The organism is Flavobacterium sp. GW823-FHT04A11 (assembly GCF_058796535.1).
In genome coordinates this window covers 518,433-542,441 of sequence record NZ_CM179503.1, presented here as the reverse complement: position 1 = coordinate 542,441, position 24,009 = coordinate 518,433, and the positions used below count along the sequence as shown (strand labels likewise).

The 24,009-nt window shown below is 35.9% G+C and carries 11 protein-coding genes; all 11 read left to right on the top strand.

Going from position 1 to position 24,009, the window contains the following annotated elements:
• The first annotated feature begins 18 nt into the window (after positions 1-18).
• The 11 genes from AC3QL1_RS02525 (at position 19) to AC3QL1_RS02475 (ending at position 23,971) form a co-directional block, all read left to right on the top strand.
• The gene (locus AC3QL1_RS02525) at positions 19-1,452 is read left to right on the top strand and encodes a sialate O-acetylesterase (protein ID WP_492494821.1); all 1,434 of its coding nucleotides are present in this window, start codon (positions 19-21) and stop codon (positions 1,450-1,452) included.
• A 179-nt stretch (positions 1,453-1,631) separates the two neighbouring features.
• Positions 1,632-3,965, top strand: a complete 2,334-nt coding sequence (locus AC3QL1_RS02520) for a DUF5703 domain-containing protein (protein ID WP_492494820.1) — start codon at positions 1,632-1,634, stop codon at positions 3,963-3,965.
• A 15-nt stretch (positions 3,966-3,980) separates the two neighbouring features.
• Positions 3,981-6,428, top strand: coding sequence for a pectate lyase family protein (locus tag AC3QL1_RS02515; protein ID WP_492494818.1), 2,448 nt, complete (start codon positions 3,981-3,983; stop codon positions 6,426-6,428).
• Between the two features lie 226 nt (positions 6,429-6,654).
• Positions 6,655-8,676 (top strand): aceric acid hydrolase, encoded by a 2,022-nt coding sequence (locus AC3QL1_RS02510; RefSeq protein ID WP_492494817.1) that lies wholly within the window; start codon positions 6,655-6,657, stop codon positions 8,674-8,676.
• A gap of 575 nt (positions 8,677-9,251) precedes the next feature.
• On the top strand, positions 9,252-12,584 hold the full coding sequence (locus AC3QL1_RS02505; RefSeq protein WP_492494815.1) for a SusC/RagA family TonB-linked outer membrane protein: 3,333 nt from the start codon (positions 9,252-9,254) through the stop codon (positions 12,582-12,584).
• Between the two features lie 19 nt (positions 12,585-12,603).
• Positions 12,604-14,601: a RagB/SusD family nutrient uptake outer membrane protein gene (locus tag AC3QL1_RS02500; RefSeq protein ID WP_492494813.1), complete on the top strand. Its 1,998-nt coding sequence runs from the start codon at positions 12,604-12,606 to the stop codon at positions 14,599-14,601.
• A 99-nt stretch (positions 14,602-14,700) separates the two neighbouring features.
• Complete coding sequence (locus AC3QL1_RS02495; RefSeq protein ID WP_492494811.1) at positions 14,701-16,404, top strand: polysaccharide lyase; 1,704 nt, start codon at positions 14,701-14,703, stop codon at positions 16,402-16,404.
• A gap of 121 nt (positions 16,405-16,525) precedes the next feature.
• Positions 16,526-17,197 (top strand): DUF3826 domain-containing protein, encoded by a 672-nt coding sequence (locus tag AC3QL1_RS02490; RefSeq protein ID WP_492494809.1) that lies wholly within the window; start codon positions 16,526-16,528, stop codon positions 17,195-17,197.
• Positions 17,198-17,298: 101 nt separating this feature from the next.
• Positions 17,299-18,999 carry a polysaccharide lyase gene (locus tag AC3QL1_RS02485; RefSeq protein ID WP_492494808.1) on the top strand — a complete coding sequence of 567 codons (1,701 nt, stop codon included), beginning with the start codon at positions 17,299-17,301 and terminating at the stop codon, positions 18,997-18,999.
• 282 nt (positions 19,000-19,281) lie between these two features.
• Positions 19,282-22,434 (top strand): DUF6298 domain-containing protein, encoded by a 3,153-nt coding sequence (locus AC3QL1_RS02480; RefSeq protein ID WP_492494807.1) that lies wholly within the window; start codon positions 19,282-19,284, stop codon positions 22,432-22,434.
• A 139-nt stretch (positions 22,435-22,573) separates the two neighbouring features.
• A complete protein-coding gene (locus AC3QL1_RS02475; protein WP_492494805.1) occupies positions 22,574-23,971 on the top strand; it encodes a glycoside hydrolase family 140 protein in 1,398 nt (465 codons plus the stop codon).
• The last annotated feature ends 38 nt before the right edge of the window (positions 23,972-24,009 follow it).

Below are 24,009 nucleotides of genomic sequence, written 5' to 3'. Positions count from 1 at the left end.
TGGCAAAAATGAATTAAAATGAAGAATATTAAATACACTTTTATACTAATAACATTGCTTTTGGGAAGCTTCCAAATCAACGCAAAAATCAAATTACCGGCATTATTTTCGGATAATATGATGCTGCAGCAAAAGTCAAATGCACCAATGTGGGGCTGGGCAGAAAAAAACGGAAATCTGACGATTAAAACATCATGGAATTCTAAAATTTATAAAACTAAAGCAGATAGCTCTGGAAAATGGAAAGTAGAATTGCAAACGCCATCTTTTGGTGGCCCGTTCACTATTGAAGTTACGGAAGGAACAGAAAAAGTAATCGTAAAAAATGTATTGATTGGTGAAGTTTGGTTATGTTCCGGACAATCAAATATGGAAATGCCTTTGAAAGGATTTCAGGGACAGCCTGTAAAAAATGGCAATGAAATCATTGTGCGATCAACCAATAAAAACATCCGATTAATAACGATTCCGCGTGCTACGGTTTTACAGCCTTTAGATGATTTTGAAGGAAAATGGGAAGTTGCTTCTCCAAAATCTACTGCAAATTTTAGCGCAACGGCTTGGTATTTTGGTTCGCTTTTGCAGGAAGTTCTGGACGTTCCGGTGGGATTAATTCATGTTTCATACGGCGGTTCAAGTATGGAAGCGTGGATGAATCAGGAAATGCTGAAGGATTTTGCAAGCGCTAAAATTCCGACTACAAAAGAAGAACTGGCAAAAGATCCAAATCGTGTTCCGACTACTTTATTTAACGGAATGCTTTCGCCTGTAATTGCTTACGGAATCAAGGGCTGTATTTGGTATCAGGGAGAGTCAAATTACGAAAGAGCTTCTGAATACAAAGAGTTGATGAAAAAAATGGTGAGTAGCTGGAGAGCGTTATGGAAACAAGGCGATTTTCCGTTTTATTACGCTCAGATTGCACCGTTTAATTATGCATCTTTTCATCCTAAAGATTACTTAGAAAAATACAATTCGGCTTATTTAAGAGAAGCACAATTGAAAGCTGCAAAAGAAATTCCGAATTCGGCAATGGCGGTTTTGATGGATATTGGAGAAGAAAATAATATTCATCCAATGGATAAGGAAAAAGGCGGCAACCGATTGGCTTTTCAGGCTTTGGCCAGAACATACAGAATTGAAGGTTTCGAATTTGAAAGTCCGAAATACAAATCGATGGAAATAAAAGACGGTTCCGTAACAGTTTCTTTTGATGATGTTGCAAACGGAATTACGTCTTATGATCAAGAAGTTTTAGGTTTTGAATTGGCAGGAGAAGATAAAATTTTCTATCCCGCAAAAACGGTAGTTCGCAGAAAATCAGTAGTTTTAACTTCAGATAAAGTAGCAAAACCGGTTGCCGTAAGATATTTATGGAAAGATTTTGCCAAAGCAGAATTGTTTAGCGCCGGAGGTTTGCCGGTTTCTTCTTTTAGAACAGATGAGTGGTAGTGATTAAACCTTTTATAATTTATATAGTCTAATATTTTCACTTAAGTGAAAATATTAATTAGTTAGAAATTGGATTAAACCTGGCAGTTATGAAATAGCTGTCAGGTCTTTCCTAAAACAAAAATTAAAATATGAAATGGTTCTCCATTTTGAGTAATTTTACGTCTAAATAAATAAGTGTGAAAAACACAATAATTTTATTTTTTCTCTTTTCAATGCTTTTAGCTAAGGCGCAAATTCCTGTGCTTGGAAATTACAATCAAATTTGGAAAACTCAGAGTAATAATGCATCAGAATCCATGCCTTTGGGCGGCGGCGATATTGGTATGAATGTTTGGGTAGAAAAGGGCGATTTGTATTTTTATTTTTCCCGAAGCGGCACTTTCGATGAACATAATACATTGCTAAAATTAGGCCGTGTAAAAGTAACTTTAACGCCGAATCCGTTTAACGATAATGATGGTTTTCATCAGGAATTAGTTTTGAAAGACGGATATGTTTTGATTGCTCAAAATAACACCAAAATTAAACTTTGGGTTGATGTTTTTAAACCGGTCATTCATCTGGATTTAGAAAGTACAACTCCGCTCAATATGACGGCTTCTTATGAAACATGGCGTCATATAAACAGACCTTCAAAAGGAAAAGCCAATAATGCCAATTCTTATAAATGGGCGCCACAAGGTGAAATTATTACCTATAAAGATTCGGTTTCGTTTGAAAATAATGGGGTCAAATTTTATCACAGAAACAGAGAACAAACCGTTTTTGATGTTGCGGTAAAACAGCAAAAAATGGAATCGGTAAAAGATCAGATGATGAATCCGCTGGCAAATCTCACTTTTGGAGGTTTCATGCAGGGAAACAATATGAAATCTGACGGGACTTATGAAGGGAAATATCAAAATACGGATTTTAAAGGATATTCACTTTCGAGTATCAAACCTTCGAAGAAACAGCAGCTTCAAATTCATTTATTTACCAATCAATCCGAAGAAAAATCTTCTTGGGAAAACGGCCTAAAAAATCAAATTTCAGAATATAAAATCAACTCACAAAAAGCAGAAAAAAATACAATCAATTGGTGGAATAATTTCTGGGATCGCAGTTTTATTTATATCCAAAAAAATAATGGTACTGAGAACGATTCTGTTTATCAAACGGGAAAAAATTACCAGTTATTCCGATATATGTTGGGATTCAATGCGTACGGAAAATATCCAACCAAATTCAACGGTGGATTGCTTACCGTAGATCCTGTTTTTACAAATCCGGATTTAAATTTTACACCAGATTTTAGGAATTGGGGCGGTGGAACCATGACGGCGCAAAACCAGCGATTGGTTTATTTTCCGATGGTAAAAAGCGGTGATTTTGATATGATGAAATCGCAATTGGATTATTATGTGAGTTTACAAAAAAATGCCGAGTTGCGTTCTCAGGTATATTGGAAACACGGCGGAGCAGCATTTACAGAGCAATTGGAAAATTTCGGTTTACCAAATCCAGCGGAATACGAGTGGAAACGCCCCGCAGATTACGATCCGGGAATGGAATATAATGCTTGGCTGGAATATGAATGGGATACTGTTTTTGAATTTTGCCAAATGATGCTGCAGCAAAAAGAATATGCAGGAGAAGATATTCAGAAATATAATTCGTTTATCATAAGCTGTCTTCGTTTTTTTGACGAACATTATCAATATCTGGCCAAACAAAGAGGCCGAAAAGCCCTCGATGGAAATGGAAAATTAATTTTATTTCCGGGTTCCGGCGCCGAAACTTATAAAATGGCCAATAATTCAAGCAGTACGATTGCAGCTTTGCAGGTTGTTACAGAAAAGCTTTTAAATTTTTCATCGGGACAATTATCGAAAGAAGAAGTTGATTATTTGAAAGGTTTCCAAACGAGAATTCCGCCTTTGAATTTTGGTGCAATAGAAAATCATAAAGTATTAGTTCCTGCAAAATCTTGGGAACGCGTTAATAATTCTGAAGTGCCACAATTGTATCCGGTTTATCCGTGGGGCATTTACGGAGTTGGAAAACCAGATTTAGAAACCGCTTTAAATACCTGGAAATACGATACCGATGCCATAAAATTCAGAAGTCATATTGGCTGGAAACAAGACAATATTTTTGCCGCAAGATTAGGCTTAACCGAAGAAGCTGCAAAATATAATCTATTAAAAATGAGTGATTCCGGAAGAAGATTTCCGGCATTTTGGGGTCCGGGTTTTGACTGGGTTCCGGATCATAATTGGGGCGGCTCGGGAATGATTGGTATGCAGGAAATGCTTTTGCAGGAAGCAAATGGAAAGATTTATCTTTTTCCGGCATGGCCAAAAGACTGGAACGTACATTTTAAATTGCATGCTTCTCAAAACACAATTGTAGAAGCAGAACTTCAAAACGGAATCACAAAAATGATAAAAGTAACTCCTAAAGAGAGAGAAAAAGACATTATAAATCTCTTAGGAATTTCAATAGAAGAAAAGAAAAAATTAAACTAACTATTACCACCAAAAATGATTAAAAAATTATTAAGTGCGGCAGTTTTGTCTCTGTTATTGGCAACAAACGCACAAGCACAATCAGCTGAAAAACAAATCGTAAAAGTCGATTTTGATTTTTCAGGAAGAAGAACCGAGGAAGTGAGTGATCCTCATTACAGTTCATGGTCAATAACCGAACAAACGGATGCGGAGAAAACTTTTAATAATGTAACATTCAAATTAAAAGGAAATTTTTCGTCGAAATGGTTTAAAGTAGGAATGAGCGCCCCATTTTATAGTCGGCTAACAAGTGATGGATTGTTCACGGATAAAAGTTTAGAACTTACTATCAGTGGATTAAAAGAAGGACAACATTCGCTGTTGACGTTTCATAACACTTTTGACAAAATTGAAGGAAAAACATTTGCTCCGATAAAAATATATGTAAACGATAAATTGGTCGAAACTTTAATTCCGAGTAATCGTGCCACTTCGACTATTGATGCAGCAACGGCTTATATTGAATTTAAAGCTCAAACGGGCAAAAATGTAGTGATTCGTTTTGAATTAGATTCGAAAGCTCCGGATTTAATTCAGCAAATGGTAATCAACGGATTTGAAATTGATACACCAAACCTGAAAAAACAATCCCATTCTCCAAAACCTGAAAATGGAGATGAACATGTTGTTCTTGGCGAAAAATTTATGCTGAAATGGAATGCTTCTCAAGATATTACGGCGCACAAACTTTACTTCGGAACAGATAAAAAAGCCATTACAGACGCTACTGAAAAGTCGGCTGAATTTAAAGGAAAATTGACTGAAACTAAATTCACCGTTTCTGATTTATATAGTATGACCACGTATTACTGGCGTGTAGATGAAGTTGATGCACAGGGAAATACAACATTAGGAACTGTTTGGTCATTTAAACCTGCACAGCTAGCTTTTCCCGGAGCTGAAGGATACGGACGTTTTGCCGTGGGCGGAAGAGGTGGAAAAGTAGTTGAGGTTACGAACTTAAATGATAGTGGTCCGGGAAGTTTTCGCGCTGCTGTAAATGAAGGAACCGGTCCTAAAACTATTGTTTTTAGCGTTTCCGGAAATATAAAACTGGAAGATCGATTGGTGGTAAATAATCCGTACATCACCATTGCGGGGCAAACGGCTCCGGGTGAAGGAATTACAATCAGTAAAGCACCTGTTGGTCTGACCGGAAATGATGGTATTATTCGATTTTTGAAAGTGAGAATCGGAAGTGGAAAAACCTATGACGGAATGGGACTTACGGGCGCCAATCATAGTATTATTGATCACTGTTCGATTAGCTGGACAATCGACGAATCTTTTAGTTCGCGTGGTGCGCACAACATTACTTTGCAACGCACTTTGATTTCTGAAGCTTTGAATGTTGCAGGACATGATAAATATGAAGCTGGAAAAATGCACGGATTTGCAGCTACAATTGGCGGAGATATTGGTAGTTTCCATCATAATTTACTGGCTCATAACTACGGAAGAAACTGGAGTATTGGCGGCGGTTTAAATGGTGATGGATATTATACCGGAAGACTGGACATTAGAAATAATGTGGTTTACAACTGGGGACAAAGAACCACAGACGGAGGAGCAAACGAAGTTAATTTTGTAAATAATTATTACAAACCGGGAGCTTCAACTAAATATTTCTATGCGTTGAATGCACAGCATGAAGGTGTTGGAAAAGGAATGCAGCGTTATTATTTTGACGGAAATATCATGAAAGGTTATTTTGATGAAAAAACACAGGAGAAAGGCAGAACTTCTACCATTTCACACAATGAAGTTGTAAAGTATGAAACCTTTGTTGACAAGCCTTTTTTCGAATCTTATGTAAAAACAGAAAGTGCCGAAGCAGCTTATAAAAATGTACTTTCGGATGTTGGGGCAAGCGAGCCGTTTTTTGATAAACACGATAACCGAATTATTCAGGAAACTTTAAAAGGAACTTTTACTTATAAAGGAAGCAAAAGCGGTTTAGGCGGAATGATCGATTCTGAAAAAGATTTAGGAAATTTAGGAGAATATGCCAGCGAAAAACGTCCTGAAAACTGGGATACGGATCACGATGGTTTACCAAATTGGTGGGAAACAGTACGTGGACTAAACGAAAATTCAAAAGCCGGAGATTTTGCAGATACAAATCTCGATGCAGACAAAAATGGTTTTACACAATTAGACGAATATTTAGACTGGATGGCGCAACCGCATTTCTTTATCAATGCCGGAGAAAAGAAAGAACTTTCGGCAGTTGATTATTTTAAAGGATATGAGAAAAAGCCGGTTTATTCATTTTCAGATGTTAAAAACGGAAGTGCTTCTGTAAAAGGAAATACAATTCAATTCAGTACAAAAGAAAAAGGATTTGCTTCTGTTGTAATCACAGTTAAAGATGCCGATGGAGATTCTATGAGCCGTACAATAAATTTCTTTGTTAAGTAAAAAAGTTTGCCACGAATTGCACGAATCAGCACTAATTTTTTGAAAATTCAAATAAAATTATTTGTGCAATTTGTAATAAAAAATCTGCTCAATCTGCCAAATCTGCGAGAAAAAAAGCTCACAGATTAGCAGATTAAGAGGATAAAAAATCCTTTATAATCTGCGTTTAGCTTTAGCTATCAGTTTTATCCGCGTCACAATATTCACAATATCAAGAAAAATCAAAATGAAAAAGCAAGTCATACTATTATCAGCTATACTTTTTTCAACCACGATTATGGCACAGAACAAAGGTTTAGTAGCCAATTCAAATAGTCCTTATTCTAAATTGCAAAGTGTAAGTCTGGAAGATGTAAAATGGACAAACGGTTTCTGGAAAGAACAATTTGATGTTGAAACCAAAAACACCTTGCCGTATATGTGGGATTTGTATCATAACGACTCCATTTCGCATGCCTATAAAAATTTTGAAATCGCAGCGGGCGAGGAAAAAGGAGTTTTTAAAGGACCCTCATTTCATGACGGAGATTTTTACAAAATTTTTGAAGGAATGGCAGCAACTTATGCTGTTACAAAAGATAAAAAATTAGATGCCGAAATGGACAAGGCGATTGCCTTGTTTGCAAAAGTGCAGCGCAAAGACGGTTATATTCATACACCGGTTTTGATTGATGAGCGCTGGGGAACTCTTGGCCCGGAAGAAGTTAAAAAACAACTCGGTTTCGAGAAATACAATATGGGACATTTGATGACCGCTGCCTGTGTTCATTACCGTGCAACCGGAAAAACTAATTTTCTGGATATTGCAAAAGGAGTTGCAGATTATCTGTATGATTTTTATAAAAAAGCTTCACCTGAGTTGGCTCGAAATGCGATTTGTCCATCACATTACATGGGAATTGTCGAAATGTATCGCACGACTAAAAATCCAAAATATTTAGAATTGGCCAATAATCTGATTGACATCAGAGGAACCACAAATGACGGAACCGATGATAATCAGGACAGAATTCCGTTTAGACAGCAAACTACCGCAATGGGTCACGCTGTAAGAGCAAATTATCTTTATGCAGGAGTTGCCGATTTATATGCAGAAACGGGCGAAAAGAAATTATTAGACAATCTGGAATCTATTTGGGATGATGTAACCTATCGCAAAATGTACATTACAGGAGCTTGCGGTGCTTTGTACGATGGTGTTTCTCCAGACGGAACGTCTTATAATCCAATCGATGTGCAGAAAATTCATCAGGCTTATGGAAGACCGTTTCAGTTACCAAATGCCACGGCTCATACAGAAACCTGCGCCAATATTGGAAATGTTTTATGGAATTGGAGAATGCTGCAAATTACCGGCGATGCAAAATATGCTGATATTGTAGAATTGGCACTTTATAATAGTGTATTGTCAGGAGTTAGTTTAGAAGGAACAAAATTCTGCTATAATAATCCTTTAAATGTTTCCAAAGATTTACCTTTTAAACAACGATGGAGCAAAGAACGTGAAGGTTATATTGCGTTGTCAAATTGTTGTGCGCCCAATGTTACGAGAACGGTCGCAGAAGTTAGCAATTATGCGTACAGTTTTTCGAAAGAAGGTTTGTACGTTAATTTATACGGAAGCAATTCTTTAAAAACAACACTGACAGACGGTCAGAAAATTGAAATTGAACAACAGACCAATTATCCGTGGGATGGAAAAATCACTTTGAAAATTGTAAAAGCTCCAAAAGATGCGTATAATTTTTTCTTACGAATTCCGGGATGGAGTCAGAATACTGAAATTTCGGTAAATAATAAAAAAGTAGATGCTCAGGTTGCATCCGGCACGTATTCGAAAATAAGTAAGAAATGGAAAAAAGGAGATAGTATCGAATTGAACATTCCGATGCCGGTCGAATTAATGCAGGCAAATCCTTTGGTAGAAGAAGTTAAAAACCAAATTGCTGTAAAAAGAGGTCCGATTGTATACTGTTTAGAGTCAGATCAGCTTCCGGCAAATATAAGTGTGAATGATGTTGTATTAAATGCTAACTCTCAATTTACAACAAGCTTCATCGAATTAAATAATCGAAAATTACTGACTATTAATGCAACTTCCCTAATAGATCAGGATACTAACTGGGATAAAAAGCTTTATCAGCCTATATCTGCTCAAAAAAGTGCAGCATACAACTTAAAATTGATACCTTATTTTGCCTGGGGAAATCATGGAAAAGGCGAAATGACGGTCTGGATGTCTCATTAAAATCTCAAATTAAACGATTACAAAAAGCTATTAATAAGAATTTACGTTTAAAAGAAAATTTTTTTAATAAATTTAGGTTAAAAATTAACACATATCTTTTCGGGATTGTTTTTACAGTTCTGTAAGTTTTTTATTCAGATTTGTTTTGTTTATTTTAGTACTTACTTATAAAAAGAGTAGTTGTAAGGTGCTCAATTTCAGTTCAAGGCATATAGTTTTTTAATGAATAAATAACATACAATTCAATTTGCTGATTATTTTTCGAACTTTTGCTTAAAAAGGGTTTAGATATTTAATAATGTTTAAACCTTTTTCTCGTTTTTTCCTTTGCGTACATTTTTTCTTTCTTTTTTTTATTAATATTGTTTTTTTAGATAGTTTTTTTTCAGATAATAGTATTGATACAGGATAGTGCAGGACACTTGTAATACGCAATCGTTATATTTTTGGATCAAATAAATAAATGTATTTTTAACATTTAAAAAAAACAAAGTGTTAAGACAATCATAATACAAATATTTTTATTTATTTAAAAACTGACTAAATCTAATAACCTAACCAAAACAAAAACATTTATGAAACAAGCACTTATAAAAAGATGTAGCTTTCTTTTGTTTGCATTAATGAGTATAGTGAGTTATGCTCAAAACTCAGGCACTGTAACTGTAACAGGAACTGTTACGGATAATGTATCCGGATTACTTCCGGGGGTGAATGTAACGGAGAAATCGACAAAGAATTCAGTTACGACTGATTTCAATGGTTCATATTCAATTAAAGTTAAGCCAAATGCAACTTTAGTCTTTTCTTTCATCGGAATGAGAAAACAAGAAATTGCGCTTGGAGGACGTACAATTGTTAATGCTAAATTATCAGAAGATTCTAATGAATTGAATGATATTGTAGTTATTGCATACGGTACACAGAAAAAGAATAATATTACAGGAGCTATTGTTAATTTAAAACCGCAAGAGTTTCAGGATTTACCTGTGTCAAATTTATCTGAAGCATTGAGAGGTCTGACTCCAGGTTTAAGTGTATCAGGAGGGGCAGGTCGTCCAGGTGATGCTGCCGCTATTGCGATACGTCAAAATTTCGGGTTTTCTAAAGATGGTAATTCAAGTGTTCCCTTAATAGTTATTGATGATATGGTTCAAATTGATCCTGCAAATGGAAAGCCAACATTGGATACCTTTAATCAATTAGATCCTTCAGAAATTGAAAGTATTACAATCCTAAAAGATGGTTCTGCTGCAATTTACGGATCAAGAGCTTCACAAGGGGCTGTTATCGTAAAGACCAAAAGAGGAAAATCTGGAAAACCATCGTTTACTTATTATAGCCAATATGCATTTAATGATGCAGTAAGTCATGCTAAAACGTTGAATGCTTATGAGCATGGAATCTGGAAAAATAGATTTTTGAATTCTAATTTGGAAGCTGATAAAACTAAATATTTTTCTGCTGCAGAGCTTGAACAAATGAAAAGTTTGGATTATGACTGGCTTAAAGAAGCTTGGAAGCCGGCTACACAGCAAAGACAATCACTTTCTGCAAGTGGAGGAACTGAAAAAGCAACTTATTTTGCGGGAATTACCTACTTTGATCAAGGTCCTAACTTAGGAGAACAAGATTATAAAAAATGGAATTTTAGAACAGGAACTAATATAAAAATCTCTAAGGATTTAGAATTTTCTGCTTCGGTTTCGGCTATTACAACTGATGTCACTAAATCATTCTCTAAAGGTTCATCAAACTTAAATGACAGCAGTTTTGGTTCATTAGGAGCAGGAGAACAAGCAGATTATGGTTATTTGTTACACATGCCTAAATACATTCCTTGGGAAACTACTGTAAATGGTAAAACATATTGGATGTCTCCTTTTGCGCGTACAGATCGTAATTTAGGAAGTGCAAATTCTAACACGACTATTGCAGGATGGAACTATTTTGCAGGATTAGATGCTGGAAAACAAATAGAAGAGCAGTTTTCATATAATGTGAATCTGTCTCTAGAATACAAACTGCCATTTCTAAAAGGCTTAAGTGTAAAAGGAAGTTATGCAAGAAGCCAATCTAGCAACTACACAGAACAATATCAATTGCCTTATGATTTAGCGAGAATAACAAATTACCAGTTAGCTGATAATCATTTAGAAAATCCTAATTCATTATATGCTATTGAAACAAATACCCGTGGTTCTAGAGTTTATTATACTACAGATTTGGATAAATTAGTGCAGGCAAACTTTTTTGCAACATACGCTAGAACTTTTGGTAATCATAATGTATCTGCGATGTTCGGTTATGAGCAATCAGAAGCATGGAACAAAAATGTTCGTTTGGCTTATGAAGGAACATCAAAAGACTTTTTAGGAAATAGTACTACTGCAGGGCCTATAAGTACAAACTCGCAAGCTATAAAAGTAGAGTCAGGAACACAGTCTTATTTAGGACGTGTAAACTATAGTTTTAAGGACAGATATCTTGTTGAATTTATTTTTAGAAGTGATGCTTCTACTAAATTTGCTCCGGAAAATTACTGGGGCTTTTTTCCAGGCGCACAATTAGGATGGGTTGTTTCTAAAGAAGATTGGTTTACCGATAACGTTTCTTGGATAAATAATTTCAAAATCCGTTACTCCATTGGAAAAGCTGGTAAGGATAATATTGATTACTGGAGATGGTTGCAATTTTATGAGCCATTGCCAGACAAAGGAGCTCAATTTGGATCTAATGGAGGGCTTTTAGGAGGTGGAATTACTCCACGTCCAAATCCAAATAGAAATGTACATTGGGATACCACTATCAAAAATAACCTTGGTTTTGATCTTGCTTTCTTAAAAAACAGATTACAAGTTACAACTGATTTTTATTATGATAAATCTTCAGAGATGCTGATTGGATTAGCTGGTGAAGCAGGTACGCCAATTACTGTTGGAGGTGGTTTTGCCGAGGTAAACTACGCAGCTGTTGACGCATGGGGATCTGAATTTAGTGTAAATTGGAATGATAAAATAAAAGATAATTTTAGTTATAATGTTGGAGTAAACTTCGGATTTAATAATAACGAGGTTAAAAAATATCCTGAAATTGCCAGAACCGATGCCAATACAAATATAACACAAGCTGGTAGCTCTACATTTTTCCCAGTATGGGGATTCAATACATGGAAACAAACTTCAACTGGTGATGGTATACTAAGAACAGACGAAGATGTAGCTAATTATTGGAATTATTTAACAGAGAGAGCTACTGCTGCAGGAGGTGTTCCTTCTTATATGGGTATTACTAACGTAGCTTCTATGCGTAAAGGGATGCTAGCTTACGAAGATACGGCAGGTGTTTATAATGCATCAACAGGAACTCAGGCAGGAGCTGATGGTAGAATTATGAAAAACGAGGATTATGTTAAGTTGGCAAACAACAATAGAACATATGGTTTTACAACTAACATGGGTTTCAAATATAAAACGGTTTATTTTAAAACGCAGATTCAAACTACTTGGGGAGGTTACAATTCCATTGATTTAGTAAAACAAGGTACTTCATCTGCGCATAATGATTGGGCTCATGAATCTTTCTGGAGAGACATGTATGATGCTACTGATAATCCTAACGGTAAGTATCCTAATATGGGACAACAAGACTATATTTTTGCTCCATCTGATTTTTGGGAATTAAATACTTTTAGATGTGTAATTAGAAATATCACTGTTGGATTTGAACTTCCAAAAGAAGCAATGAAACAGTTAAATATTCAAAAAGCTACTTTAGGAATTACAGGTAACAACCTTTGGGATTTGTATAACCCTTATCCAGATCATTATAGAAATATGTATGATGATTCATCTTCCAGATATCCAACACTTAGAACCTGGTCAATTAATTTGAATGTGTCATTCTAATTTTAATTAAAAAACAATTATGAAAGCAAAATTTTGTACATATATAATGATGATTCTTTTAATGGTATTAGGAGTTTCATGCAGTGATGACTTTTTAGAAGATAAAAAGCAATATAAATATTACGATGAAGAATTCTTTAAAAGTGAAGAACGTGTTAATTGGTACGTAAACAATTTGTATTACGATTTTTATGATGGTTATAAAACACCAACTGCGATAGTTGTTGGATCTTTTACAACTACTCAGACTTCATACACAGAAGAAATAGGGGGTATTTCAGCAATGATTAATCCAAATATTACTTTGGAAAACGCAGCAGACGGATCGGCTTATTTCGGAAAAACATTAGTTGAAAACCCTTCTAATGATCCATATAACAGAATTAGAGATTGTAATGTTATGTTGGAAAGAATTGATGTAGATGGAGCTACTTTAGATGAGAAATTCCGTAATCAGATCAAAGGACAAATGTATTATTTACGTGCTATTCAATATTTTGATTTAATGCGTACCTATGGTGGTGTTCCAATTGTAACAACTGTTCAAACACCTTCTAAAGATGATCCTTCGATAAAAATACCAAGAGCAACAGTAACTGAATTAGTAAAGCAAATTATTGCAGATCTTGATCTTGCTGCAACTTTATTACCACCTACATGGCCAGCCAGTGATTATGGCCGTTTTACTAAAGGTGCAGCATTAGCTCAAAAATCACGTGTATTGTTAACTTATGCCAGCCCATTATTTAATAAAAATTGGGATTCATCAACTGAACGCTGGGATGCTGCTTTAGCAGCAGGATTAGCTGCAGAAACTGAATTAACTACATCTGGACATGGTTTATATGGATCAACAGCAAAAGATTGGGAAAGAATGTTTTATATAAATGATAATTCATTTATTTCAGAAGCTATAGTTGTTAAACTTTTAGCAAGCAGTACTACTGTTACTACTTCTTTGCAGTCTAATAACTCTTGGGAAAGGTCAATGCGTTTAGCAAGTCAGGGAGGACAAGCAGGAGCAGGAGTTAAAGCTCCAAAAAGTATGATTGACTTATTCCCTATGGCTAGTGGAAAAAGACCTACAACTGCGAATAATTACGATCCATTCTTATTTTTTAAAGACCGTGACCCTCGTTTTTACAGAACATTTGGTTTTTCAGGAAGTTACTGGCCTTATAATAACAGTTTGACTACAGCTGCGGCACCTACTGTTTGGGCATACCGATGGTCAACGAATGCTACTACCGGTGTAGCTTACAGTACAGGTAATGATGTAGCAAGTCCTGCTTTTATTCGTAAAATGTCAAGCCCTACAGTTAGTAATGCATCTAACTTTCAGCTTTCTGGTACAGATATTATGGAATATCGTTTTGCTGAGTTATTGTTGAACATTGCAGAATGTTATGCTGCTAAAGGCGACATTGGTAATACTGTTGCTTATTTAGGAAGAATTCGTAAACGTGTTGGAATTGCTGCGACTGATAATTATGGAATTGGTACACTTGGAGACAAATATGCAGCTCTTGAAGCTTGTCTATATGAGCGTAGAGTAGAATTAGCTTATGAAGGAAAACGTTTTTGGGACGTTCAAAGATGGATGCTTTACAGTGACGATGCTTCACTTAATGACGCAACAAATACAAAACTTGGTATTCCGGTAATAAATGGTACACAGCGTATTGGTAATTATTTGCACTATAAAAATGGAACTAGTCCTGCTGGTACAGACCCATTAGCAAATGCGCGTGCTTCTATTTCTGTTGATCCGGATGCAGCAAACTTTCAGACTCAAGTTAATGCTCTAGCAGCTTTTTACACCGCTAATTTTGAATTGCGTTCTCCTCCAACACCGATGGATCAGGTTGGTGGTATTGCAACTCCTATTTTATGGAGACCAAATTATTATGTAATGGGACTTAATCAGAGTGCTTTAGTTGGTAATCCTTGGTTAACACAAACTATTGGATGGAAAGATGGTAATGGTGCAGCAGGTACTTATAATTTCCAAGAATAAAATAAATTAAAAAGAATTAGTATATTAACTTCTCACCTGTATTTCTAAAAAAAATACAGGTGATTTGTTTAAAAAGAATTACCATAATTAAAAATTAGTATGAAAAATTTCACTTTATCGGCAGTTTTCCTATTGTTTTTGGGAAGTTTCCAATGTTTTGCCCAATATCCCAAAATAAGCCCGGAAGTTCAGGCACAATCCAAAGTTATTATGGATGATGCTGATAAACTTTCTGACGAAGCCTGGGAAAAAGCTCTTGTAATTATTGAGGAAGAAGCCAAACACGGTAAACCTTATGTTCCGTGGGCATCAAGACCAAATGATTTACCACAGGCAGACATTCCATCTTTTCCGGGTGCGGAAGGTGGCGGAATGTACACTTTTGGTGGTCGTGGCGGAAATGTCTACACCGTTACAAGTCTGGAAGACAGAGGACCTGGAACTTTACGTGAAGCATGCGAGAAAGGTGGAGCCAGAATCGTAGTTTTTAATGTTTCGGGAATTATCAGAATCAAAAGTCCGTTAATTATTCGTGCGCCTTACATTACTATTGCAGGACAAACGGCTCCGGGAGACGGAATTTGCGTAGCAGGAGAATCGGTTTGGATCAACACGCACGACGTAGTTATCAGACACATGCGTTTCCGCAGAGGAGAAACTTTCGTAGGTCGTCGTGATGATGCTATTGGAGGAAATCCGGTTGGAAATATCATGATCGATCACGTTTCTGCAACTTGGGGATTAGACGAAAACATGTCAATGTACAGACACATTTATAGCCCGGGTCCGGGATATCCGGATGTAAAAGTTGGAACAGTAAACATTACAATCCAAAACAGTTTATTCGGAGAAGCATTAGATACTTACAATCACGCTTTCGGAAGTACTTTAGGAGGAGAAAATTGTGCGTTTATCAGAAATATGTGGGCGAATAATGCCGGAAGAAATCCTTCAATTGGATGGAATGGTATTTTCAATTTTGCAAATAACGTAGTATTCAATTGGTACAACAGATCAACAGATGGAGGTGATTATACAGCTATCTATAACATCATGAACAATTATTACAAGCCAGGACCGGTTACTAATTTGGACGAACCAATTAGTTACAGAATCTTAAAACCGGAAGCAGGAAGAAGCAAATTGCCTTATATGGTTTTTGGCAGGGCATTTGTAAGCGGAAACATAGTTGCAGGTAACGATAAAGTTTCAAAAGACAACTGGGACGGTGGTGTTCAAATCGAAAATAAAAAAGGAGAATTAATGGCTTATGATGAGGCTAAAACATATTTCGATAAAATGAAATCAGACAAACCTTATCCAATGCCTTGGTTTCATCCATTCATGAAAGCTGACGAAGCTTATGAATATGTGTTAAAAAATGTTGGAGCAACTTTACCAATCAGAGATAAAGTTGATGAAAGAATCGTAAGAACAGTAAAAACCGGAGTTCCTGAATATGCAAAAGGATTAGAGAAAAAAGAATTCTATCAGTTTGAACACAGACGTTTACCGATGGATTCTTATAAAAAAGGAATTATTACTGATATTTCTCAAGTTGGCGGATATCCGGAATACAAAGGAAAACCTTACGTTGATACAGATAAAGATGGGATGCCGGACAAATGGGAGAAAAAACATGGTTTAAATCCAAATGATCCATCAGATGCCAAATTAGATTCAAACAATGACGGATATACCAATATCGAAGATTATATCAACGGAATTGATCCAACTAAAAAAGTAGACTGGAAAGATCTAAAAAATAACAATGAGACTTTAACAAAGTCTTTGTTTGAGTAGTTTTAAAAAACGTTACAATAAAAAAATCTGCTAAATCTGCTGAATCTGCGAGCTAATTTTTTCACGCAAATTCAGCAGATTGAGCAGATTTATAAATCAATATAATTAATTCTTTATTAAAATGAAGTCAATTAAAAAAACAAGTTTGTTGATGATGTTATTGGTGTTTTTTACCAGTATTGCACAACAACATTTAGACCCGGAATACATCAAAGTTACGAATGAAAGAGCGGCAAAAATCGTAGCTAAATTAGACTTGAAAAACCCGGAAAAAGAAACTGCGGTTTCAAATATTGTAGCGCAGCAATTTAGAGATTTAAGTCAAATCCAAGATGGAAGAGACGCTGAAATCAAAAAAATAAAAGACGACAGTACTTTAGCAAAAGAAAAGCAAAACGAAAAAATTGACAAGCTAAAAGCAAAAGCAGATAAGGAAATTGACAAACTTCATAAAGCTTATTTGAAGAAACTCGGAACACAATTATCTGAAGAAAAAATTACAGAAGTTAAGGACGGAATGACTTACGGCGTACTGCCAATAACTGTTGCAGGTTATAACGATATGCTGCCAAATTTAACTGCAGAACAAAAGGATTATATCTACAAAGCGTTAGTAGAAGCCAGAGAACATGCCATGGACGGCGGTTCATCTAAAGAAAAACACGCCTGGTTTGGTAAATACAAAGGAAGAATCAACAATTACTTATCAAAACAAGGTTACGATTTAAACAAAGAAAGTGCTGACTGGCACAAGCGTCTTGAAGAAAGAGAAAAGGAAAAAAAGAAGGAATAGTATATAATTTTTAATAAGTGTAATTTTAACATTTTAAAATTAAACCTTTTATGAATTATAGTGTCCAACTATTCTAACCTTATAATTTCAGACTAACTATCATGAAAAACAATTTCTCAAAAACCACACTGAAAAGAACAATGATGATCATTTCATTTTGTTCTTTCTTTTCTTCGGCGTATGCACAATATCCGGAAATTCCAAAACCGCTTCAAGATAAAACAGACGCTATTTTAGCCGACGAAGAAAAAAGATTAGCCGAAATCTGGACAGCTAATTACAGCACAATTCAGACCGAAGCAAAATTAGGACGTCCGTATTTACCGTGGGCTTCCTATCCAAAAGATTTTGTTCATGCCGATATTCCTGCATTTCCGGGAGCTGAAGGCGGCGGAGCCTTTACACCAGGAGGACGTGGCGGAAAAATATTCGTTGTAACCAGTTTAGAAGACAGCGGAAAAGGAACTTTCAGAGAAGCGTGTGAAGCTGTTGGAGCGAGAATAATTGTATTTAACGTATCGGGAATTATCCGATTAAAAAAACGTATCAGCATGCGTGCACCATACGTAACCATTGCGGGACAAACTTCGCCGGGAGACGGAATTTGTATTGCAGGAGAAACTCTGGAAATTGATACACATGACGTAATTATCAGACACATGCGTTTCCGCAGAGGTGAAACAGATGTGACTAGAAGAGATGATGCGCTTGGCGGAAATCCAATTGGAAATATAATCGTAGATCACTGCTCAGTAAGCTGGGGATTAGACGAAAATATATCCTTATACAGACATCAGTTTGCTGCAAATGATAAATCGAAACTCGAGAAATTGCCTGCCTGTAATATTACCATTCAAAACACCATTTCATCAGAAGGTTTAGATACTTATAATCATGCTTTTGGAAGTACAATTGGCGGATTAAACAGTACTTTTATGCGTAACTTGTGGGCTGATAATATTTCAAGAAATGCTTCTATTGGAATGTATGGTGATTTTAATTTTGTAAATAATGTGATTTTTAATTGGTGGAATCGTTCTCTTGACGGAGGAGATTATCGTTCGATGTTCAACATCATCAATAATTATTTTAAACCGGGACCAATTACACCAACAGATCAGCCAATTCGTTACAGAATTCTAAAACCTGAATCTGGATATATGAAGCCTAAAACATACGGAAGAGCTTATGTGGCAGGAAATTATATTGACGGATCTCCGGAAGTTACAGCAGATAACTGGAATGGCGGAATACAATTAGAAGATCAGTCGGCTGAACAAACAAAAGAATATTTGGAATTAATCAAACAACCAAAAGCGTTTTCAATGCCTCATATTACCATTATGAAAGCAGAAGAAGCGTATGAATTTGTGTTGAATAATGTAGGTGCAACGCTGCCAAAAAGAGATGCAGTTGATGAAAGAATAATCAAACAAGTCCGCACCGGAAAAATTGAATCAAAAGACGGTTTGGAAAATGCAATAGGAAAGGAATTTATTAAAAGAAGATTGCCTGCTGATTCTTATAAAAAAGGAATTATTACCAATCCAAATCAAGTGGGCGGATATCCAGATTATAAAGGAAAAGCCTATAAAGATTCTGATAATGACGGAATTCCGGATGCCTGGGAAAAGAAATTTGGTTTAAATCCAAACGATGCATCAGATGCAAACAAAGATTCAAACGGAGACGGTTATACCAATATTGAAAAATATTTTAATGGTATAGATCCAAAAGCTAAAACAGATTGGACAAAAACAGAAAATAATACTGATACATTATCGAAAGTATTATTGCAGTAAATTTAGAAGACAGAATAAAGAATATAGAGGATAGAATAAAGAGATAAGAGATTAGGAAAAAATCTACATTCTAATACGTAGTACTATTCTCAACGCAAACCTGACAGGTTTTTAAAACCTGTCAGGTTTAACAAACATAAGGAATGCTCGCAAAGTTTGTCATTTCGAGGAACGAGAAATCACATCCAGAGAGCGACGAACTGCATGGATTCAGCGCATGCGATTTCTCGTTCCTCGAAATGACAAAATTGTGGAAATGTAAAACTATAAAACATCATTAAATTGAATTTTACTAAATTACGAAATACTGCTTCTTTCAAAAACACATTACTTTTAATGTGTTTTGCGCTGTCTTTTGGTGAAAACATCACAGCACAAAACACCTTTCCCGATATTGTAAAAACCAAAGAAGGAAAACTTTCTTTCACCGCAGATAAACAGGGAAATCAAATTCCTGATTTTTCTTATGCAGGTTATGAATCTTCAGAAAAAGCAATTCCAAATATTGAGAATAAAAGTTTTGTTCCAAAACAGGAAGAAGATGCGACCCAAAGAATTCAGGCAGCGATTGATTATGTGAGTAATTTAAAACCAAACAAATCAGGCTTTCGCGGTGCCGTACTTTTAGATAAAGGGACTTTTAAAATTGCCGGAACTTTAGTCATTAAAAAGTCAGGAGTTGTTTTACGCGGAAGCGGAAATAATGAAAACGGAACCATTCTTTTAGGAACAGGATTAAACAGAGAAGCCGTAATTCGAGTTCTTGGAATTGACGATAAAAAACTAGGTGAAACATTTGAATTCAATACCACTTATACGCCGCTTGGAACAAAAACAATTCAGTTAAAAAATGCCACGAAATTAAAACCATCAGATGAAATTATCATCACAAAACCTTTAACCGATAATTGGATTAAAGAGTTAAAAATGGATGATTTTGGTGCAGAAACAGGTTGGGTTGGCTGGAAAAAAAATGATTGGGATATTAATTGGAATAGAATTGTAACCAAAATCAATGGCAATGAAGTAACACTAAATGCTCCATTAACAATGACTTTGGATGATGTTTACGGAACTGCAAAAGTAACATCATATTCCTGGCTGGGAAGAATTGAGCAAATCGGAATCGAAAATATTTTATTGAAATCAACTTATGATCAGTCAAAACCAAAAGATGAAGAACACAGATGGTTGGGAATCAGCATTGAAAACGCAAGAAATGCATGGGTAAAACAAGTCAGTTTCAAGCATTTTTCAGGAGGAGCTGTTTCGGTTTTAAAATCGGCACAGCAAATTACAGTTGAAGATTGTATCGCAACCGAACCTGTTTCTGAAATTGCCGGTTTTAGAAGACTTACTTTTTATACAGAAGGACAGCAAACGTTATTTCAACGTTGTTATGCTGAAAATGGCTACCATGATTTTGCAGTAGGCGGCTTTGGAACAACAGGACCGAACGTGTTTATTCAATGCGAATCATTTATGCCTTTTAATAATAGCGGCGCCATTGGCAGTTGGGCAACAGGAGTTTTATTTGATGTTTCGTATGTAGACGGACATGCTTTAAGTTATAATAACAGAGAACAAAACGGCAGAGGAGCAGGCTGGACCGCTGCAAATAGTGTTATCTGGGAAACTTCGGCATCCAAAATTGAATGTTATAGTCCGCCAACAGCACAAAACTGGGCTTTTGGAACCTGGGGCGGAATTATGGCTGGCGATGGTCATTGGAAAGACGTAAACGGACATATTAGTCCGAGAAGTTTGTTTTATGCACAGTTGGAAACTCGTTTGGGAGCACTTCCTATGAAACCATTTATTTATGATTTAGGTTCAGAACCTTCATCAAGTCCTGCTGTTGATGTGGCACAGGAATTAACTAAAAATTCAGTTGTTCCAAAACAAAGTTTACTGGAATGGATTGCCGAAGTTTCAAAATCAAATTCAATTGACACGAACATTTCAGGACTTAAAAACGCAAACGATTTAAAAATAAATCCAACACAAAATATACTTTCAGATACAAAAGTCATCACAAAAAACGGCTGGCTAACTTATGATAATAAAGTAATTGCAGGAAACAGATTGAATGTGCCGTGGTGGAGAGGAAGCCTGAGAGATAGTGATATTTCGAAATCGTCACCAGATATTACAAGATTTGTTCCGGGCAGAACAGGAACAGGATTTACAGATAATATCAACGAAGTTACCGATTATTTGAGTGCCAATAATATGATCGCTGTCGAACATAATTATGGTTTATGGTATGAAAGAAGAATGGACGATCACGAACGCGTTCGCCGTTTTGATGCCGATGTCTGGCCGCCATTTTACGAACAGCCATTTGCAAGAAGTGGTCAGGATTTTGCATGGGATCAATTAAGCAAATATGATTTGACAATATTTAATGACTGGTATTGGGATCGTTTGGCAACTTTTGCTGATTTGGCAGAAATGAAAGGACAATTGCTGGTTAATCAACAATATTTTCAACATAATATTATCGAAGCAGGGGCACATTGGTCAAGTTCACCTTGGCGTTCGGCAAACAATATAAACAGTACAGGTTTTCCGGAGCCTCCGCCTTATGCAGGAGACAAACGTATTTTCATGGCAGAACAGTTTTACGATATTACCAATCCTGTTAGAAGAAAATTGCATCAGGGTTTTATTCGTAAATCACTGGAAAATTTTCAGGAAAACAGCAACGTAATTCAGTTGACAAGTGCCGAATATACAGGTCCGCTGCATTTTATGGAATTTTGGCTGGACGAAGTTCAAAAATGGAAAGACGAAACCGGAAAAAAAGCAATCATTGGTTTAAGCGCCACAAAAGATGTTCAGGATGCTATTTTAAGTGATGCACAAAGAACCAAAACGGTAGATGCAATTGATATTCGCTATTGGTATTATAAAGAAGACGGGTCTGCGTATGCGCCGCAAGGAGGTTTGAATTTAGCACCAAGACAACACGCCAGAAAATTAAAAACCGGAAAAGAAACAGACGATCAGGTATATCGCGCCGTTCGTGAATACCGCGAAAAATATCCGGATAAAGTAATTTTATATTCAACCGACGGTTCATCAAGATTTGGATGGCCGGCTTTAATGGCGGGAGCGTCGTTGCCAAACATTCCAAAAATTGCACTTCCTGAGTTTTATTCCGCTTTAAGCGAAATGAAATTAGTAGACGGAAATACGTTTTCAGACAATCTTTGGAAATTAGAAAACAAAGGAACAAGCTATCTTTTTTATCTAAAAAACGATCAGGATATTACAATCGATTTATCAAACGAAAAAGGAACTTTTGAAGTATACGCAATAAGCGCAACAACAGGAACTTTCAACAAAAAAGCCAATGTAAGTGGAGGAAAACAAATAACAATTCCAAAAGCAGAAATAAAAGAAAAAGTACTTTTTGTAGTAAGAAAGTAAAAGTTATTAGCCACGAATTCACGAATTGATTTGAAAAGAATTAAATCTGTGTGAAATAAAAACATAAAGATTATAAAAAAAATAATTCGTGAATTCGTGGCAAACACACCAAAAAACATAAATTCAAAATAAACCAAAAATGAATCTGAAAATTAAATATTTATACGCCCTTTGTATAAGCTTTTTGTTGACAGCACAAAGCGGATTTTCGCAATCAGCAAAAGGCGATCTGCCTCAAATCAAAGTTTCTAAAAATCAGCATTATTTTGTTACTGGAGACGAAAAACCATTTTTCTGGCTTGGCGACACAGGCTGGCTGACATTCGGAAAATTAGACAGAGCAGGAGTAGACAAATATTTTAAAGACAGAAAAGACAAAGGATTCAACGTCGTTCAGGTGATGGTTTTGCATAACATCAATGCCGTGAATGTATATGGCGATGCAGCTTTGATAAACGAAGACGTTTCGAAACCATTAATTACATCTGGCAATAATTTCAATAATCCGGCAGAATACGATTATTGGGATCACGTAGATTACACATTAGAAGTCGCTCGCAAAAACGGAATTTATTTAGCTATGGTTCCGGTTTGGGGTACAAACGTTTCAAAAGGAAATAAAGTAAGCAAAGAACAGGCAATAGAATATGCAACGTTTTTGGCAAATCGATACAAAAACAGAACCAACATAATTTGGTTAAACGGAGGCGACACACATGGAAACGAGTTTATGGATATCTGGAATGCCATCGGAAATACTTTAAAAACAAATAATCCAAATCAGTTAGTGACATTTCACCCTTTCGGAAGAACAGATTCTTCAGAAAACTATCATAATGCAAGCTGGTTAGATTTTAATATGTTTCAATCCGGTCACAGAAGATACGATCAGGATTCAATAAAAACGAATTTCAAAGAAGACAATTACAAATTTGTTCAAAGAGATTTTAATTTAAAACCAACAAAACCAACAGTCGACGGAGAACCATCATACGAAGGAATTCCCCATGGTTTGCACGACACGTTACAACCAAAATGGACTGCAAATGACGTTCGACGTTATGGATATTGGTCGGTTTTTGCAGGGGCTGCCGGATATACTTACGGACACAATGCCGTAATGCAAATGTTTAGAAAAGGCGATAAACCAGCTTACGGAAATAAAGAATTATGGACAAATGCCATCAATGCGCCCGGAGCCGGACAAATGGTTTTTATTAAAAAATTAATGTTGGATTTTCCTTATTTAGAAAGAGTTCCCGATCAGTCATTAATCGCAAATCAGGGAGAAAAATACGATTATCTGGCGGCAACAAAAGGTGAGAAATACGCTTTAGTTTATACTTACACCGGTAGAAAAATAGTATTGAATATGGGAAAAATTTCCGGAGATAAAGTAACCGCAAGCTGGTACAATCCAAGAAACGGAAAAGAAACTAAAATAGGTACAATTGAAAATAAAGGAACAAAGGAATTCCAGCCATCCGGAGATAAAAAAGATGGAAATGACTGGGTTTTGATTTTGAAATCTATTTAAAACGTAGCCAAATTTTTGTCATGCTGAGCGAAGTCGAA